The organism is Methylobacterium sp. P3_A11 (genome assembly GCF_056403155.1).
The window spans coordinates 1-15939 of sequence record NZ_JBFUGA010000122.1 but is presented as its reverse complement, the minus strand read 5'-3'; the positions used below and the strand labels follow the sequence as shown (position 1 = coordinate 15939).

The window sequence follows — 15939 nt, the reverse complement described above, 5'->3', positions numbered from 1 at the left end:
GGCCCTGACGGCGCTCGCCCGGCGCAAGCCCGCGCGGCGGCCGCGCGGCGCCGGTCTCGGGACCGCCCGGCCGCTCTGAGGGTCCTCAGGCCGCCCGCAGGTCGGACAGGAACCGGGCGACCGCGGCGCCGAGCCGGTCCGACTCGCGCGACAGGGCGTTCGCCGAGGTCAGGACCTGGGCGGCGGCCGCCCCCGTCTCGTCGGCGGCGGCCGCCAGGCCCACGACGTTGTCGGTGACCGCGCTGGTGCCCGTGGCGGCCTCGGAGACGTTGCGCACGATTTCCTGGGTGGCCGCGCCCTGCTCCTCCACGGCGGCCGCGATCGAGGCGGCGACCGTGCTGATCTCGCGGATGCGGCCTCCGATCCCGTCGATCGCCCCGACGGCTTGGCCTGTGGATTCCTGGATCCGGCCGATCTGCCCGGAAATCTCGCCGGTGGCCCGGGCCGTCTGCTCGGCCAGGGCCTTCACCTCGGCGGCCACCACCGCGAAGCCGCGGCCCGCCGCGCCGGCCCGGGCGGCCTCGATCGTGGCGTTGAGCGCCAGCAGGTTCGTCTGGGCCGCGATGCCCGAGATCAGCGCCACCACATCGCCGATCCGGGAGGCCGCGGTGCTGAGATCCTGGACCAGAGCCACGGTCTGGCCGGATTCCGAGACCGCCCCCTGCGCCAGCCCGGCCGAGGCCTGGACCTGCCGCCCGATCTCCTGCACCGAGGCCTCGAGCTGCTCGGCGGCCGCCGCCACCGTGCCGACATTGTTGGCGGCCTCCCCGGCCGCCCGGGAGACGCCGCCCGACCGCGCCGAGGCCTGAGCCGCGACCGCGCTCATGCTGCGGGCGGTGGCCTGGAGCTGTGCGGCCGCCGCGGCCACGGCCTCGATCACGCCACCGACGCTGCCCTCGAACGTCTCGGCCATGACGTGCATCGCCGCCCGGCGCTGCGCCTCCGTGCCGGCCCGGGCCAGCGCGGTCTCGGACTCGAGCGCCCGGTTGCGCTCCAGGCTCGCCCGGAAGCCCAGGGCCGCGCGGGCGATCTCGGCGATCTCGTCGCGGCGGTCGGTGCAGGGCACCACCACAGCGGTGTTGCCGGCGGCCAGGTCCGTCATGGCGGCGGCAACCCGCAGCGCCCGTCCGGCGATGTCGCGCGCGAGCCATGCCATCAGCGCCAGCGCCAGCATCGCGCCGAGGCCGGTGCCCAGCAGGATCGTGGTCAGGGTCGCGGCACTGGCGTCGCGCACCGTGTCGGCGGCCTGCTGCGCCGCGTGGCTCGACGCGGCCTTCAGGGCGTCCAGGCTCTTCCAGGCCGTGTCGTAGAGCGCGTTGGCGGGACCGTTGAAGGCGGCCCGTCCCCCAGCGGCATCGCCCCCGGCCACGCGGGTGAAGGCTTCCGCCTGCGCCGCGAGATAGGCCCGCCACTGGCCGATAAAGGTCGCGAAGCCCGCGGTGGTCTCGGGATTCGCCGGCAGGGCGGCGAATCTGCCGATCAGGCCCTGCATCTCCGCGATGCGGGCCTCGTTGCGCTCCCGGGCCTGCGCATGGGCGCGGGGCTCCGTCTCGTCGATGACCCGCGTGGCGCCCAGGCGTACGCGGGTCACGGTCGCGCGCAGGTTGCCGAGCAGGTCGACCGTCGGCAGCAGCCGGTCGCCGATCTCCTGGGTGACCGCCGCGCTCTGCCAGACCCGCAGGGCGGCCTGGGCGCCGACCGCGACCACGATGAAGCCGACCAGGCCGGCGAGCACGCGGAATTGCGCCCGCAGGCGAAAGGGGAGGTGCACGGGACGACCACAAAGTGTCTGAATACCACACGAACACTTGTCGATCCGGCATTACGGTTCCGTAAAGGCTGATGGCCGCCGACGGGTCCTGGGCGGCCGTCTGCGCAGTCCTGCGCACTGCGCCGGCCTCGCGCCTCCCGGCGGCGTGTCGCCAAGCCCGGCCGCGGTTGCTACAGAGCGCCCGCGAGGTGGATCCGATGACACGACCGGAGGCAGGCGAGACGGGGGCGGGGGACGCGGCGCGCGCGCGGCTGCTCGCCCATCTGGCGGCGGCGGGCTACCGGCCGGTGACGCCACCGGTGCTGCAGCCGCTGGAGCCGTTCCTCGAACTGTCAGGGGAGGACATCCGCCGGCGGATCTTCGTCACCCAGGACGCGGGCGGGGCCGAATTGTGCCTGCGGCCCGAATTCACCATTCCCGTCTGTCGCCTGCACAGGGCGGAGGCCGACGGGCGGGTGGCCGATTACAGCTATTGCGGCCCAGTCTTCCGGCTGGCCGCCGACGAGCCCGACGAGTTCTTCCAGGCCGGCATCGAGTCGATCGGGCGCACCGACACGCCGGCGGCGGATGCCGAGGTTCTCGGCCTCGCCCTCGAGGGCCTCGCCCTGTTCGGCCGCACGGATCCGGCGGTGCGGCTCGGCGACATGGGGCTGACCGGCGCGCTCCTCGACGGCCTCGCGGTCCCACCCGCCGCCAAGCGCCGGACGCTCCGGGCACTTGCGGCCGGGCGCTCGCTCGATGCCGTCACCAACGGCGCGGAGGGCGCCCGGCCCGAGGACCCCCATGCCGGCCTGCTGGCGGCGATCCAGGGCCAGGACCCGCGGGGCGTGCGCGCCTTCGTGGAGGACGTGCTGGCCATCGCCGGGATCTCGGCGGTGGGCGGCCGCAGCGCCGGCGAGATCGCCGAGCGCTTCCTCGCCAAGGCGTCCGCCCAGGCCCATGGCGGGGCCGGGCTCAACGCCGAGAACCGCGCGATCCTCGACCGCTACCGGACCATCGCGGGCCATCCGGACACGGCCGCCCGCGACCTGCGGGCGCTCGTCGCCGACGCCGATATCCGTCACGACGCGCTCGCGGCCGCCCTCGACCTGTTCGAGGAGCGCACCGGCTTCATCGCGGCCCGGGGCCTGCCGATCGAGCGGTTCCGCTTCCAGGGCGGCTTCGCCCGCAACCTCGACTACTACACCGGCTTCATCTTCGAGGTGACCCAGGGGGATGCTTCGGGCGAGAGCCCGACCCTGGTCGGCGGCGGCCGCTACGACGGCCTGCTCGGCCATCTCGGCAGCCCGGCGCCGCTGCCCGCGGTGGGCTGCACCTTCTGGATCGAGCGCGTGGCGGGAGCCGGCCGATGATTTCTTCGGACTCGGGCGCGCTGATCCTCGCCGTCCCCTCCAAGGGGCGCCTTCAGGAGAACGCCAGCGCGTTCTTCGGCCGGGCCGGGCTGAAGCTCGCACAGGGCGCGGGCGCCCGCGACTATCGGGGCAAGCTCATCGGCGTCCCCGACGTCGAGGTGCGCTACCTCTCGGCCTCCGAGATCGCCGCGCAACTCGCCTCCGGCGCCGCCCATCTCGGCGTCACCGGCGAGGACCTGATCCGCGAGACCCTCCCGGACGTGCGCGGCCAGGTTGAGCTGTTGACGCCGCTGGGCTTCGGCAACGCCACCGTGGTGGTGGCCGTGCCCCAGGCCTGGATCGACGTGCGCGACATGTCCGACCTCGACGAGGTCGCGGCCGGCATGCGCGCCCGCCACGGGCGGCGCCTGCGGGTCGCCACCAAGTACGTCAACCTGACCCGGCGGTTCTTCGCCGAGAAGGGCGTCGCCGATTACCGGATCGTCGAGAGCCTGGGCGCGACCGAGGGAGCGCCCGCGGCGGGCTCGGCCGAGATCGTGGTCGACATCACCACCACGGGCGCCACCCTCAGCGCCAACGCCCTGAAGGTGCTGGACGACGGCATCATCCTGCGCTCCGAGGCCAACCTCGTAGCCTCGCTGAAGGCCCCCTGGGGCGAGGGCCAGCGGGCGGCGCTGCGCACGGTGCTCGGCCGCATCGCCGCCGAGGAGCGCGCCCGGACCACCCGGGAGGTGCGCGCCGCCCTGCCGGAGAGCGGCACGATCGACCTCGCCACCCTCGCGGGCCTGCACGAGGCCGAGCTGCCCTACGGCGCTCCGAAGGGCGCGGAGGGCGAGATCGTCCTGCGCTGCCCCGAGGGCGCGGTGTTCGACCTCGCCGGAGCGCTGGTCGAGGCCGGGGCGCGGGCCGTGACGGTGCGGCGGGTCGACTACGCCTTTTCGGCCGAGAACCCCCTGGCGGAGCGGCTGCTGGCGCGGCTCTGAGACGGCCGCGCCATGGAACTGAAATGGCTCGAGGACTTCCTGAGCCTCGCGCGAACCGGCAGCTTCTCGCGCTCGGCGGTCGAGCGCCACGTCACCCAGCCGGCCTTCGGCCGCCGCATCCGGGCGCTCGAGGGCTGGCTCGGCGTCGCGCTGGTCGACCGCAGCACCTACCCGACGGCCCTGACGCCGGAGGGCCGGCTGTTCCTGGAGACCGCCGAGGAGACCGTGCGGCGGCTCCACGGCAGCCGCGACGCGCTCCGCGCCCGGATCCGGCCGCCGCCGCGGACCGTGTCGGTGGCCGCGCTCCACACCCTGGCGCTGACCGTCTTCCCGCGCTGGTTCCGGGACGTCGAGGCCCGCACCGGCCCCCTCGGCAGCCGGCTGCTCCCGGACGATTTCCACGCCTGCGTGCAGGCGCTGGCCGAGGGCGGCTACGACCTGCTGCTGACCTACCACCATCCCCGGGTGCCGATCCCCCTAGACCCCGCTGCCTTCCCGCACCTCGCCATCGGCCGGGACAGCCTCGTGCCGGTGCACCGGCCGGAGCCGGCCGCGGACCGGCCCGGGCTCGGCTATCCCCGGGACTCGTTCCTGGGCCGGGTCGTGGCACTGGCCGGCGGCGGGGCGGCGGCCACCCACGTCAACGAGAACGCCATGGCGGAGGCCCTGAAGTTCATGGTCCTCGCGGGCCACGGCCGCGCTTGGCTGCCCGAGAGCCTCGTCGCCCGCGAACTCGCCGACGGCAGCCTCGTGGCGGCCGGGCCGGGCACGGCGCTGGAGATCCGGCTCTACCGCAAGGCCGGCCGAGGCGGTGCGGTCGAGGCGGTCTGGGCCGCGGCCGCCGCCCTGGCGGCCGAACCCTAGGCGTCGCCGCGCGCCCGGTGCCGGATCGGCATGGCCGGTGCCGACACGGCATTGGATTCCCGCCCCGTCGGAGCCCATCAGAGCAGTTGCGACGGTCGGAGGCGGCGATGCTCGGTGTACTCGGCGGGATGGGTCCGATGGCCACGGTGGACTTCCTGGCCAAGCTCGTGCGGGCGACGCCCGCCGGGTGCGACCAGGACCACATCCCGACCCTGGTCTGCTCGGCCGTCGACATCCCCGACCGCGCCGACGCGATCCTGGGCGCCGGCCCGGACCCGCTGCCGGCGATGCGCGCCGCCCTGGTGCGGCTCGAGGCCGGCGGCGCCACCCGGATCGCGATCCCCTGCAACACCGCCCATCACTGGCACGCGGCGCTGCAGGCCGGGACCGGCCTGCCGATCCTCCACATCGTCGACGCCGTGGCCGAGACCCTGGCGCGGGCGGGGATTGGGCGCGGCGGCCGGATCGGCCTGCTCGCCACCGACGGCACCCTGCGGACCGGGCTCTACCGAGAGCGGCTGGCGCGGCGCGGTCTCGCGTGCCTCGAACCCGGTCCGGAGGGTCAGGCCGGGGTGGCGGCGGCGATCCGCTTGGTGAAGGCGCACCGGGTGGCCGAGGCGCGGCCGCTCTTGGAGGCGCAGGTCCGGGCGCTGGCGTCGGCCGGCTGCGACCGGGTGGTGATGGCCTGCACGGAGATCCCGATCGCGCTCGCCGGGAGCGACCCGTCCGGCCTGCTGGTCGACGCCACCGAGGCGCTGGCGTGCGCCTGCGTGGCGGCGTGCCGGCCGGATCGCTGCGTCGATGCCGCGGCCCTGCCGCGCGCGGCCTGAACGCGGGCTCTCAGGGGCCCTGCTTGGCGAATTCCGCCAGGACGCCGCGCAGGACCTTCAGGCGGGCATCGTAGGCGGCGGTCAGGCAGCCGACGTCGCCGCCGCAGGCCTGACGCTCCTTCAGCCACGCCTCCTGGTCGTCGCGCAGCTTGGCCTGACCGCCCATCGGCAGCACGCTCTTCAGGATCTCGAACCGGGTCGCCATCTCGACGTCCCGGTCGTTGAGGGGAAGACGGGCGCAGATCGCCTTCTCGTCGGGGGCCTCGGCCCTGTCGCACGGGAAGCTCGCCGCCCGGGCGGGCGGCGCGGTGATCGCGCCGGCGACCGGTCCCGCGAGGGCGGCCAGCGCGAGGGCGAGGACGAGAGGCTTCGACATGGCCTCCCAACGGGCCGGCCGCGGAAAGGCTCCGGCCGGGATCACAGGATCGCGGGATCGCGGGATCAGAGGCCCGGCTTGACGATCGCCAGGATGACGATGCCGATCATCAGCAGCGTCGGCACCTCGTTGAGCACCCGGTAGAACTTGTGCCCGCGGGTGTTCCGGTCGGCGGCGAAATCCTTGACCATCCGGGCGAGCCAGCCGTGGATGCCCGACATCGCGAGCACCAGCGCGAACTTCGCCTGCAGCCAGGGGCTCGCGTAGAAGCCGCTCATCCAGGCGAGGGCCAGACCGAACACCCAGGTGGCGATGAGCGCCGGGTTCATGATCGCCTTGAGCAGGCGGCGCTCCATCACCTTGAAGGTCGCCGATTGCGCCTCCGAGCCCGGCGGCAGGCTCGCGTGGTAGACGAACAGACGCGGTAGGTAGAGCATGCCCGCCATCCAGGCGATCAGGCTGATGACGTGCCCGGCCTTGATCCAGTCGTACAGCACGCGGGCTACCGGCGGAGCCGCGCGAGCATCCGCTCGACATGGGCGACAGGCGTCTGCGGCGTGATGCCGTGGCCGAGGTTGAAGACGTGGGGCAGGCCGGCGGTCGCCGCCAGCACGGCGTCCACCGCGGCGTCGAGGGCTGCGCCCCCTTCGATCAGCGTCTCGGGATGGAGGTTGCCCTGCGTCACCGTCGTGGCCGGCACCGCCGCCCGAAGCGCCTTCAGGTCCACCCCCCAGTCGACCCCGACGGCGTCGGCGCCGGTCTCGGGCACGACCCGGGCATGGCCGTCGAGGCCCGAGCCGCGGGCGAACACGATGATCTTCGCGTGGGGCACCCGTTCGCGGACACCGGCGATCATCCGGGCGATCGGGCGCAGGGACCAGCGGGCCAACGCGTCCCCGTTCGCGCCGTCCGGCAGGCCGCTCTCGGCGACGTCGCCCACGGGCTCGACGGTGCCCCCCGAGGGCGGGACGGCGAGCGGCAGGGTGCCGGCATGGGACTCGAAGATCTGCACGGCGTCGGCGCCGGCCTCGAGCTGGCGCACGAGATAATCGGTCTGCACCGCCACGAGGCGGTCGATGAGGGCATCGACCAGGGCCGTGTCGCCCTCGGCCAGCGCCCGCGCCGGGGCGAGGTCCGCGGTGCCGCGGCCGCCGATCATGTAGCTCGCCACCGTCCAGGGGGCGCCGCAGAAGCCGAGCAGCGTCGTCTCGCGGGGCAGTTCCGCCCGCAGCCGCGTCACCGTCTCGAAGACCGGGGCGAGGTGGGTCATGATCGCCGGGTCGCCGGCCTCGCGCAGCCGGCCGTAGGCCTCCCGGCCGTCGAGCGGATCGAGGCGCGGCCCCTCGCCCTCCACGAAGCGCACGTCCTGGCCCAGCGCGTGGGGGACGACCAGGATGTCCGAGAACAGGATCGCCGCGTCGAAGCCGAAGCGCCGGATCGGCTGGAGCGTCACCTCGACGGCGAAGTCCGGGCTGTAGCAGAGGTCGAGGAACGAGCCGGCTTCCGCGCGGGTCGCCCGGTATTCCGGCAGGTAGCGCCCGGCCTGGCGCATCATCCAGGCGGGGGGCCGTCCGATCGCCTCCCCTTCGAGGACGCGCAGCATCTTGCGTTCCACCGGCGGTGTCCCCGTCATCTGCGCTCCCACCCCGCTTTTAGCCCATCCGGCATGCCCGTCGGCGCGCCTCCTGTCGAGTCGAAGCGCGCCGATCCCCACACAGGCCCCTTCGAAAAGAAAAGAGAGATTCTAGGACTCTGTTTTTTCTCTTGGGGGGCCGAATCGCGGGGGCACAAATGCATCCACAGGCGGTCCCCGACGCCGCGCCGTTAACGGGGCTTTAAAGGATTTCCTCCAACTTGCGAGAACCGGAAGGTCCGACAGCGCCTTGGCAACGCCGAGTCGTGTACGCACCCCCCGTGCGTCCCGGATTCTCCCACGCGCCCGGATTCCGCCGGCCCGGATCGACGGCCTGTGAACGGCGGAGTCGATAACCGGCGGGACCGCTTCCCTGGACCGGCCCGGCAGGGCATCCTATCCACATCCATCGACTCCCCTGGCGGCCGACGGTGGATAACGTGGCCCCCGCGATGAAGGCGACCGGATGGGCCGCAGCTACTTCCACCTCCACCTCGTCTCGGACTCCACCGGCGAGACGCTGATCAATGTCGGGCGTGCGGCGGCCGCGCAGTACGAGGGCGTCTCGGCGATCGAGCACGTCTACCCGCTGGTGCGCTCGGCCGCGCAGCTCGACCGGGTGATCTCGGAGATCCGGGCGGCGCCGGGCCTCGTCCTCTACACCCTGGTGGGGGGCGATCTCGGCGAGCGGCTGGAAGAGGTCGCCCGCGAGACCGGATCGCCCTGCCTCTCGGTGCTGCGGCCGGTCCACGATCTGCTGCGCGCCTATCTCGGCGCCGAGACGACCGCCCGGCCCGGCGCCCAGCACATGCTGAACGCCGAGTACTTCAAGCGCATCGACGCGATGAATTTCACGCTGGCCCACGACGACGGCAACCTGCCGGAGAACCTGGAGGAGGCCGACGTGATCCTGCTCGGGGTCAGCCGGACCTCGAAGACGCCGACCTCGATCTACCTCGCCAATCGCGGCCTCAAGACCACCAACCTGCCGCTGGTCCCCGGCCTGCCGCTGCCGCCGGCGATCGAGCGCGCCCGCAAGCCCCTGGTGGTCGGCCTGTTCGCCTCGCCGGAGCGGATCGTGCAGATCCGCCAGAACCGCCTCTCCAGCCTCAACGCCGACGAATCGTCCCTCTACGTCGACCGCTCGGCGGTGGCGGACGAGATCACGATGTCCCGCCGGCTGTTCACGAGGAACCGCTGGCCCACGATCGACGTCACCCGCCGCTCCATCGAGGAGACCGCGGCGGCCATCGTCGACCTCTACCGCGACCACAGGCTGAAGTTCATCGCGGATTGATCGGGGGTTCCAAGGAGCTCGGCCCTTCGCCGGGGTCCAGGGCGGAGCCCCGGAACCACCCGGGCTCCGCCCTGGACCCGCACGAGGTCGCCGACCTCGTGAAACCGGGACTTTGGTCAGCTGCCGCTCAGGACCGTGCGCACCAGGGCGAGGCCCGCCAGCAGCCCGACAAGACCGGTCGCCACCGAGGCCACCACGTAGAGGGCGGCGGCCGCCGTCTCGCCGCGCTGGTACAGGCTGATCGCGTCGAGGGAGAAGGTCGAGAAGGTCGTGAAGCCGCCGAGCACCCCGGTGGTCAGGAACAGCCGTGCCGGGTGGCCCGCCGCACCGCGCAGGGCGAAGCCCTCGGCGAGCACGCCCATCAGGAACGAGCCCAGCACGTTGATGATCAGCGTGGCGAGGGGGAAGCCGAGACCCGGCAGCAGCCGGGCGACCGCGACGTTGACACCGTGGCGGAATCCGCCCCCGACCCCGGCTCCGAGAAAGACGATGAGGGTGTTGATCATGCCTGCCCTTCCTGTTCGGTCGGGCGGCTTCGTCCTGTCGCGGCTTCGGCGCACGGCCCCACCGCGGACGGCCGAGGCGCGCCCGTGCGGTAGGAGCCATCAGCCCGGCAGCGGATGCCGGGCGGTTGTCGGGGAGCTCCATCCCCATCGCGGACAGGCTTAGCGCAGGAAGCCGGGGAGGGGAATCCGGTTTTCCGGCGCCCGCGCCCCCGCTTCCGAACCCCATCCGCCCGGTCGAGCGGTGACTCAGCGGGCGTAGGCGAAGTGGCTGCGCTGCTCGATCTGGGCGGCGTAGAAGTCCTCGACCACCTCGCGGACCACCTCGGCCAGCTCGTCGCCCCGGTGCTCGTCGAGCTGGATGTCGCTGCCGACGGTCCGGCCGACGGCGCAGCTCGCCGCCCCCGGCACGAGGCGCTCGTTGTAGCGCTGGTTCAGGCCCGAGACCGAGATGTAGTTGCTGCCGCCGAGTTCGGGTCCGTACTTGATCTTGATCTTCTGCTCGGAATCGGTGCCGCGAAGCTGCGCGCAGAGGCTGATGAAGTTGTCCTGATCGATCTTCGCCTCGAGGCCGGTAATGCTGCCGTGGACGTTGTCCTCCTCGTTGAGCACCTCGGCCATGAGGTTCAGGACGCCGACGACGGGTTCCAGCGCCCGGGCGCCGTCCTCCAGAAGCTTCTTGCGGAAGTCGTTGCTGCGGGCATCGGCCTCCTGCAGCCGCGCGCGGAACCTGTCCTTGACTTCGTTGACGCGCGCCATCGCGCTCCTCCCGGGTGGTTCATCCGATGCTTTGTCGCTCGGACATTGAGAACCTACGGAGGCAGTTCAGATGATGCAAGATCGTGCAAAATATTGATGCCTGCTCAGAACTTGAGCCGTTGCACAGGAATAATACTTGCTCAGGAACTGTGCAACGGCGCTCGGCGGGCCTTACTTGAGGAGCTGCAGCAGGCTCCGTCCGGCCGGCGTCTTGAGTTCCTTGGCGTCGAGCTTTCCGTCGTTGTCGGGATCGGCGGCCTTGAAGCGCTGCTCGACCAGGGCGAGGTATTCCTTGCGGTCGAGGGTCCCGTCACCGTCGGGATCGGCCGACTTCAGATCCTTCTTGCTGAGCCGGCCCTTCAATTCCTTGGCGTCGACGGTGCCGTCCTTGTCGTGTTCGGCGCCGTCGAGGACCTTTCCGGCGGCGGCCTGCGCCTCGGCCAAGTCGATCGTGCCGTCGTTGTCGGTGTCGACCATCTTCAGCGTGCGCTCGGTGCCGGCGCTCCGGGCCAGGGCCGCGGACGGCAGCGCGGTCGGGACGGCGAGGCCGAGGACGAGGGTCGCGGCGAGCGCGCGGGCGGGTCTGTTCAGGATCGCGGGCATGAGCGAAATCTCCGGTGGCAATCAGCGCCGGCAGCCCAAGCCGCCATCCGGCGGTGCGTTCCCCACGACGCGTTCACAAGCGGACGATCAGCGCGCCGAACCTGCGCCGCAACGCTCAGCGGACCGGCCCGTCGAGGGGGGCGAGCGGGCTCGCTTCCCGGAGAGCGGCGGCGAGCCGTTCGGGGCGCGACAGGGACCGGGCGAGCGCGGGGAGGTCCGGGACGGGGCTACCGGATGCACCGAAGACCGCCCGGTCGAGGGCAACGAACGCAACCGCGAGGTCGGGCCGCGCTCGCCAGATCCGCGCGAGGTCGGGGGCTTCCCGCATCGCGGCGTCGAGCGCCGCGCGGAACCTGCCCGGATCGCCCGCGCGGGCTGCCGCGCGCAGCGCCCGGCGGGTCCGGGCGGACAGGCGCAGGGTCGGCCGGCCAAGCCCGAAGCCGATCAGCGCCAGGCCCAGCCCGAAGGCGGCGAGAGCCGCGGCGGCGACCATGAGCGGCGAGGGGATCGCGGGGGGCGCCGCGTCGGTCGCGCGGTCGGGCAGGCCGCCGCCGATCTGCCGGGCCGGGATCTCGGTCTCGCGCATCGTGCGGGTGCTGGTGTCGAACCACGGGATCGCGATGGCGTCGAGGGGGATGATCTCCGGCACGCCGGGCTTCACGTCCCACTGGTAGGTCGCCCGGGCCACGGGGCCGGAGGGGGTCAGCAGCGTCTCGCGGGTGACCGGCCCCGCGAAGGTGATGATGCCGCGGGTGCGCATCACTGGCCGGGGCGGCAGGCCCTCGGCGACCATGCCCTGCGCCTCCAGGGTGACGATCCGGCGGGCGGTCTCGCCGACCTTGATGGTCTCGGGGTCCGGACTCCAGGAATCCGTGATGGCGACGTCCCTGGCGGGCAGCCACCAGGGCTCCTTGGCGTCGGGACCGCCGGTGGGGGCGGTCCATTGCGCCACGGGGAAGGGGATCGGCTGCGAGCGGACCTCGACGGTCCGCCGCTCGCCGACATCGTTGACGGTGAGCTTGTGGACGAACGGCTCGATGGTGAACTGGCCCGGGTGGTGCGGGAAGACCGCCACGGTTCGGTCGAACGCGATGGCGCTCTGGCCGTCCGGCAGCTTGGCCTTGCTCCAATGGTCGCGGCCGAGCTGCGTCCAGGAGAAGTTGGCCAGCGAGGGTTGCACCACCTCCTCGAGCAGGATCGGCTGCTTGTAGACCCCGTGGATCTTCAGGAGCACCATCTCGCGGGGGTAGGGGGCGCTGTTGCCGTTCAGCTCCGCGGTCACCGTCAGGGTGAGGTCGCCCGGCTCGATCTCGGCCCGGGCGGGCAGGGGCGCGAGGAGGGGCGCGAGGAGGCTGAGGACAAGGGCAAGCAGGACGCGCGCCCGCCCTTCCTCCCCCGCAGTGGCTTGCAGATTCACGCATCCGCTTCGGCATTGCGGTTTCGGGATCGGGCGCGGGTCCCCGCTCCCGTCCGGGAGAAGGACAGGGTGAGGGTCGAGACCGTTCAGAACGAGGCGCGCCCTGTCGGCGCATCGATCCGGTGCCCCATCCGGAGCGTTCTCGTGCCTCAGCCCAACCCTCTCCCGCACGGGAGCGGGGGCGCGTCGCGCCCTGCCGCCAGCGTTGGTGTTCAGTGGAGAAGTGTGAACATCGGAGCCCGCAGAGGGGGGAGGGGGATCGCGCCTCTCGGAAACGCCAGAACACATCACCACGGATTGCTCCCGGCGGGAATCGCGGTGCCGGCCTCGACCCGCCGGGTCTGCTCGGCGCGCAGGCGCAGCTTGAGATAGCGGCCGGGATCGTCCGGCAGGGTCTGGAGCCAGAGCCGGTCCGGGCGGATCTCGTGGGCCTCGAAGCTCTTGGTCACCCGGCGGACCTCGCGCTCGGGCGCCTCGGCCACCATCGCCGAGCCGCCCCCGGTCCGGCCGCGGCCGGCGGCGTCGCCGGCCGAGCCCCGGGCCTGCCCCTTGCCGGTGTCGATCGATTGCTGCTCGGCCTTGCCGCGACGGGCGACCTTGCTGTTGCCGGGCAGCGACGCGCTGGCATTCGATTCCTTGTTGCCCGCCAGACCTTCGCCGCTGGAGGCGGCGTTGATGTCGTTGTTCTGGTCCTGGTTGGCGGTGTTGTTGTAGCGGGCGCCGTACTGGCCGGTCCCGTTGGCGATGCCGCCGCCGGGGCCGCGGTCGATCACCTCGGCCTGCATCCGGGCGATGAGCGAGCGGTTGGCCTGGGCGTCGGCGTCGCGGGGGTTGAAGCGCAGGGCTTCGTCGTAGGCGGCGAGCGCGCCGTCGAGGTCGCCCGATCGTGCCAGGGCATTGCCGAGATTGTAGCTCGCCCGCCGCCCGCCGGTGCGGAACAGCGCGATCGCGTCCGGATACCGGCCGGCCTCGTAGAGGGCGGCGGCGCGCCAGGCGGGATCGACGAAGACGCCCGCGGCCAGCCCCGGCAGGCCGAGTCCCATCAGCAGGCGCCCGAAGCCGGTGCGCGGCTGCGAGACGGCGAGCAGCGCCAGGAGGCCGACCCCGGCGAGCGCCAGACCGGCGATCCGGGCGAGGCGACGCCAGCGCGGCGGCAGGCCGGCGCGGAGCGGGACGGCGAAGCCCGAGTCGGGGAGGGTGAGCCGCATCACGCGCTCCTGCGGAACAGGACCAGGGCCGGCAGGGCCGCTAGCAGCAGCAGCCAGCGTCCCAGATCCGCGTAGGCCAGGACGCTGTAGCCGCCCGCCGCGAGGTGCTGGCTGAGCCCGGCGCCGACCACGTCGAGCACCGGACCCGGGGTCGCGATGTCGGCTGTGCCGCCGCCGCCCGCCCGGGCGAGGGCGTCGAGGGCGGCCCGGTCGGGCTTCGGCGCGCCGGGGGGCAGCGGCTTGTCGGCGGGGACGAACAGGGCCTGGAGCCGCCAGCCGTGCTCGGCGATGGCGCGGGCCTCGCGGTTGGCGGCCTCGCCGATGCCGTCGCCGTCGCTGATCAGCACCACGTCGGCCGCCACCACGTTGGCCTCCGCCAGGGTGCGGCGGGCCAGCGCCAGCCCGCGCTCGGGGTGGGAGCCGCGGTCTGGCACCGTGTCGGCGTCGAGCGCGAACAGGGTGGTGCCGAGGCTGTCGCGGTCCGTGGTCGGGGAGGCCGCGAGATAGGCGTCGCCCGCGTAGACCACGAGTGCGACCGCCCGGGTGCCGGCGGCCTCCGCCACTGCGGCGGCGGCCTGCCGGACGCCCTGGAGGTTGCCGCCCTCGGTGACCGAACGGGACAGGTCGACGACGATCACGGTCTCGTCGAGATTGCGGAAGGTCTGCCCGTCCGCGCGTTCCACCGCGGGGCCGGTCAGCGCCAGGGCGATCAGCCCAGCCGCCAGCGCGGCGGCGAGGTTCGCCTGCCGCCGCCCGCCCAGCACCGCCCCGGCGCGCGTGAGGTGGGCCATCAGCGCCGGATCCACCGCCCGGACCCAGTCGCCCAGCGGCGCCGAGCGCCACGCGGCGCGCAGCGCGAGCAGGACGACCACCGGGATCGCCAGGAACCACCAGGGGCGCAGGAGCGCGACGGTGCCGAGGAGGCTCATGGGGTGGATCCTCCAACCCCAACGCCCTCATCCTTCGAGGCCTGCGCTGCGTACCGGCACCTCCGGATGAGGAGGGTGGTTGGACGGGCGGGGTATCGACCCATCACGCCCCCCTCCGGCTGGCCAGGAGCGCGGCGCCGGCGAGGAGCGCGAGGGCCGCCGGCCAGGGCCAGAGGTCCCTGCGCAGGGGCAGGGGCGGGGCCAGGGCGCGGCCGCCCTCCAGCCGGTCGATGGCCTCGGCGACCCGGACGAGGTCGTCCGTGGTGCGCACCCGGAACGCCTCGCCGCCACTGGCCTGCGCCATGTCGCGCAGGGTCTCGGTGTCGACGACGTCCTGCTCGCCGTCGGCATCGGCCATGTCGCGGGGGCCGAGGGCGATCGTGTAGACCTTGATGCCGAGTTCCTTGGCGAGGTCGGCCACGTCCTTGGGAGCGGTCTGGCCGGCATTGTTGGCGCCGTCCGACAGCAGGATCACGGCCTTCGCGGCCTTCGCACCGGCGTGGCTCCCGGAAGCGGCATCGCCTTCGGCGTCCCGCGGGTCCAGGCGGCGGAGGGCGAGGCCGAGGCCGTCGCCGATGCCGGTGGAGCGGCCGCTGATGCCGATCGTCGCCTCGTCGAGGGCGCGGGCGACCGCGGCGGTGTCGAAGCTCAGGGCCGCCGCCACGTAGGCCTGATCGGCGAAGATCACGAGGCCGATCCGGTCCCCGGCCCGGCGGCGGATGAAGTCGGTGCCGACGCGCTTGACCGCCGTGAGCCGGTTCACGGTCTCGCCGTCGAGGGCGAAGTCCCGCCGCTCCATCGAGCCCGACAGGTCCATGGCGATCATGATCTCGCGGCCGGAGGCCGGGAGGGCGGCGGCCGGCAGGACGAGGCGCGGACCCGACAGGGCCGCCACCAGGGCGATCCAGAGCGTCCAGGTCAGCAGCGCCCGCCGCCGCCCGCGGGCCGCGAGGTCGGCGCCGGAGCGCGCCCCGCCCACCAGCGTGCCGGGCACGCGCAGGGCGCCGCTGCCGCCCTCGGGCTCGGCGGGGATCAGGCGGGCCGCCAGCAGGGGCAGGGGGAGGGCGAGGAGCGCCCAGGGCGCCGCGCAGTCGAAGGCCGAGAGCAGCGCGCTGAGCCACGCGGGCAGGAACGCGCTCATGCCCGCAGCCGTCCGATCAGGCGGCCGAGTTCGGCATCCAGGGCGTCGAGGTCGGGATCCTGCCGCCGGTACAGACCGTCGGCCAAGACCCGGCCGGCGCCCCCGGAGAAGAACGTGGTCCCGAACAGCGCGTCCAGGCGGGCGGCCCAGTCGGCGCCCGTCGCCCGGGCTTCGGTCTCGCCGCCGAGGGTCCGGCCGAGGCGGCGCAGGAGCCGGGCCTGGGCGACGAGGCGCGCCTCCGGGTCGAGGCCGCGGCTCCGGGCGAGTTCGGCC

General features: G+C 73.5%; 17 protein-coding genes and 1 riboswitch. Of the genes, 5 read left to right on the top strand and 12 right to left on the bottom strand.

Annotation, left to right across the window (positions count from 1 at the left end; translation table 11 throughout):
• Window positions 1–85: 85 nt before the first annotated feature.
• The gene (locus AC1DXK_RS26595) at window positions 86–1771 is read right to left on the bottom strand and encodes a methyl-accepting chemotaxis protein (RefSeq protein WP_457108193.1); all 1686 of its coding nucleotides are present in this window, start codon (window positions 1769–1771) and stop codon (window positions 86–88) included.
• Window positions 1772–1968: 197 nt separating this feature from the next.
• Between AC1DXK_RS26595 and AC1DXK_RS26590 the strand changes: the two genes are divergently transcribed.
• From AC1DXK_RS26590 to cuyB, 4 genes are all read left to right on the top strand, one after another.
• Complete coding sequence (locus AC1DXK_RS26590; RefSeq protein ID WP_457108192.1) at window positions 1969–3123, top strand: ATP phosphoribosyltransferase regulatory subunit; 1155 nt, start codon at window positions 1969–1971, stop codon at window positions 3121–3123.
• Window positions 3120–4106, top strand: a complete 987-nt coding sequence (gene hisG / locus AC1DXK_RS26585) for an ATP phosphoribosyltransferase (RefSeq protein ID WP_457108191.1) — start codon at window positions 3120–3122, stop codon at window positions 4104–4106. Before AC1DXK_RS26590 ends, hisG begins: the two co-directional genes overlap by 4 nt.
• Window positions 4107–4118: 12 nt before the next feature.
• Entirely contained in the window at window positions 4119–4970 is an 852-nt protein-coding gene (locus AC1DXK_RS26580) for a LysR family transcriptional regulator (protein ID WP_457108190.1), read from the top strand.
• Window positions 4971–5077: 107 nt separating this feature from the next.
• Window positions 5078–5800 (top strand): cysteate racemase, encoded by a 723-nt coding sequence (gene cuyB, locus AC1DXK_RS26575; RefSeq protein WP_457108189.1) that lies wholly within the window; start codon window positions 5078–5080, stop codon window positions 5798–5800.
• Window positions 5801–5810: 10 nt separating this feature from the next.
• On the opposite strand, the gene AC1DXK_RS26570 is transcribed toward cuyB, so the two are convergent.
• The 3 genes from AC1DXK_RS26570 to AC1DXK_RS26560 all read right to left on the bottom strand — a co-directional run bounded on the left by AC1DXK_RS26570 (window position 5811) and on the right by AC1DXK_RS26560 (window position 7809).
• Window positions 5811–6176 carry a lysozyme inhibitor LprI family protein gene (locus tag AC1DXK_RS26570; protein WP_457108188.1) on the bottom strand — a complete coding sequence of 122 codons (366 nt, stop codon included), beginning with the start codon at window positions 6174–6176 and terminating at the stop codon, window positions 5811–5813.
• A 65-nt stretch (window positions 6177–6241) separates the two neighbouring features.
• Window positions 6242–6673, bottom strand: a complete 432-nt coding sequence (gene hemJ / locus AC1DXK_RS26565) for a protoporphyrinogen oxidase HemJ (RefSeq protein ID WP_457108187.1) — start codon at window positions 6671–6673, stop codon at window positions 6242–6244.
• 5 nt (window positions 6674–6678) lie between these two features.
• On the bottom strand, window positions 6679–7809 hold the full coding sequence (locus AC1DXK_RS26560; RefSeq protein WP_457108186.1) for a uroporphyrinogen decarboxylase: 1131 nt from the start codon (window positions 7807–7809) through the stop codon (window positions 6679–6681).
• 466 nt (window positions 7810–8275) lie between these two features.
• On the opposite strand from AC1DXK_RS26560, the gene AC1DXK_RS26555 reads away from it, so the two are divergent.
• Window positions 8276–9106 (top strand): pyruvate, water dikinase regulatory protein, encoded by an 831-nt coding sequence (locus AC1DXK_RS26555; protein ID WP_457108185.1) that lies wholly within the window; start codon window positions 8276–8278, stop codon window positions 9104–9106.
• A gap of 116 nt (window positions 9107–9222) precedes the next feature.
• Here the strand turns inward: AC1DXK_RS26555 and crcB are convergent, their stop codons facing one another.
• The 8 genes from crcB to AC1DXK_RS26515 form a co-directional block, all read right to left on the bottom strand.
• Window positions 9223–9612 carry a fluoride efflux transporter CrcB gene (gene crcB, locus AC1DXK_RS26550; protein WP_457108184.1) on the bottom strand — a complete coding sequence of 130 codons (390 nt, stop codon included), beginning with the start codon at window positions 9610–9612 and terminating at the stop codon, window positions 9223–9225.
• 83 nt (window positions 9613–9695) lie between these two features.
• Window positions 9696–9767, bottom strand: a riboswitch (Fluoride riboswitch).
• Window positions 9768–9858: 91 nt separating this feature from the next.
• Window positions 9859–10368 carry a hypothetical protein gene (locus AC1DXK_RS26545; protein WP_457108183.1) on the bottom strand — a complete coding sequence of 170 codons (510 nt, stop codon included), beginning with the start codon at window positions 10366–10368 and terminating at the stop codon, window positions 9859–9861.
• Window positions 10369–10539: 171 nt separating this feature from the next.
• The gene (locus AC1DXK_RS26540; protein WP_477299459.1) at window positions 10540–10971 is read right to left on the bottom strand and encodes an EF-hand domain-containing protein; all 432 of its coding nucleotides are present in this window, start codon (window positions 10969–10971) and stop codon (window positions 10540–10542) included.
• Window positions 10972–11086: 115 nt separating this feature from the next.
• A complete protein-coding gene (locus tag AC1DXK_RS26535) occupies window positions 11087–12382 on the bottom strand; it encodes a hypothetical protein (RefSeq protein ID WP_457108194.1) in 1296 nt (431 codons plus the stop codon).
• Between the two features lie 293 nt (window positions 12383–12675).
• A complete protein-coding gene (locus AC1DXK_RS26530) occupies window positions 12676–13596 on the bottom strand; it encodes a tetratricopeptide repeat protein (protein WP_457108181.1) in 921 nt (306 codons plus the stop codon).
• Entirely contained in the window at window positions 13596–14525 is a 930-nt protein-coding gene (locus tag AC1DXK_RS26525; RefSeq protein ID WP_457108180.1) for a VWA domain-containing protein, read from the bottom strand. Before AC1DXK_RS26525 ends, AC1DXK_RS26530 begins: the two co-directional genes overlap by 1 nt.
• 103 nt (window positions 14526–14628) lie before the next feature.
• Complete coding sequence (locus AC1DXK_RS26520) at window positions 14629–15666, bottom strand: VWA domain-containing protein (protein ID WP_457108179.1); 1038 nt, start codon at window positions 15664–15666, stop codon at window positions 14629–14631.
• The coding region (locus tag AC1DXK_RS26515) for a DUF4381 family protein (RefSeq protein WP_477299458.1) at window positions 15663–15939 on the bottom strand (277 nt) is incomplete at its 5' end. The genes AC1DXK_RS26520 and AC1DXK_RS26515, both read right to left, overlap by 4 nt.

Bases quoted from the DNA above. Each gene is read 5' to 3' on its own strand.
- AC1DXK_RS26590 (WP_457108192.1), top strand. From the start codon at position 1,969: ATGACACGACCGGAGGCAGGCGAGACGGGGGCGGGGGACGCGGCGCGC.
- hisG (WP_457108191.1), top strand. From the start codon at position 3,120: ATGATTTCTTCGGACTCGGGCGCGCTGATCCTCGCCGTCCCCTCCAAG.
- AC1DXK_RS26580 (WP_457108190.1), top strand. From the start codon at position 4,119: ATGGAACTGAAATGGCTCGAGGACTTCCTGAGCCTCGCGCGAACCGGC.
- cuyB (WP_457108189.1), top strand. From the start codon at position 5,078: ATGCTCGGTGTACTCGGCGGGATGGGTCCGATGGCCACGGTGGACTTC.
- AC1DXK_RS26570 (WP_457108188.1), bottom strand. From the start codon at position 6,176: ATGTCGAAGCCTCTCGTCCTCGCCCTCGCGCTGGCCGCCCTCGCGGGA.
- AC1DXK_RS26560 (WP_457108186.1), bottom strand. From the start codon at position 7,809: ATGACGGGGACACCGCCGGTGGAACGCAAGATGCTGCGCGTCCTCGAA.
- AC1DXK_RS26555 (WP_457108185.1), top strand. From the start codon at position 8,276: ATGGGCCGCAGCTACTTCCACCTCCACCTCGTCTCGGACTCCACCGGC.
- crcB (WP_457108184.1), bottom strand. From the start codon at position 9,612: ATGATCAACACCCTCATCGTCTTTCTCGGAGCCGGGGTCGGGGGCGGA.
- AC1DXK_RS26545 (WP_457108183.1), bottom strand. From the start codon at position 10,368: ATGGCGCGCGTCAACGAAGTCAAGGACAGGTTCCGCGCGCGGCTGCAG.
- AC1DXK_RS26540 (WP_477299459.1), bottom strand. From the start codon at position 10,971: ATGCCCGCGATCCTGAACAGACCCGCCCGCGCGCTCGCCGCGACCCTC.
- AC1DXK_RS26530 (WP_457108181.1), bottom strand. From the start codon at position 13,596: ATGCGGCTCACCCTCCCCGACTCGGGCTTCGCCGTCCCGCTCCGCGCC.
- AC1DXK_RS26525 (WP_457108180.1), bottom strand. From the start codon at position 14,525: ATGAGCCTCCTCGGCACCGTCGCGCTCCTGCGCCCCTGGTGGTTCCTG.
- AC1DXK_RS26520 (WP_457108179.1), bottom strand. From the start codon at position 15,666: ATGAGCGCGTTCCTGCCCGCGTGGCTCAGCGCGCTGCTCTCGGCCTTC.